Below are 240 nucleotides of genomic sequence, written 5' to 3'. Positions count from 1 at the left end.
AAGAATATTGCGCACACCTTTAATACCCGGCTGATCGTTAGCGCGTTTCATGGTGGCGATATCGTGACGCAGGTTCCACTGTATAGCCGTAGCGCCGGTGACCCGCAGCAATTCTCCGCTGGTTTCATCTTTCAGCACATCGAAACCGCTGTTCCAGGCAAACGGCAGCGTCAGGTCAATATGTAAAACACCGTCCATCAGCACGCAGTGATGCAATGCTTTTATCGCGGGTAAATCTTT

The 240-nt window shown here is 50.8% G+C and carries 1 protein-coding gene; it reads right to left on the bottom strand.

Features of this window, described 5'->3' with window-relative positions:
- A partial coding sequence (locus JEM65_RS21575) for a hypothetical protein (protein ID WP_199603820.1) occupies positions 1 to 240 on the bottom strand: 240 nt, incomplete at both ends.

Origin of the sequence: Gelidibacter salicanalis, from assembly GCF_016469035.1 — a bacterium.
Taxonomy (GTDB): Bacteria; Bacteroidota; Bacteroidia; order Flavobacteriales; family Flavobacteriaceae; genus Gelidibacter; species Gelidibacter salicanalis_A.
The sequence above is the reverse complement of the archived record's forward strand: the minus strand, read 5'-3'. Positions and strand labels throughout refer to the sequence as shown.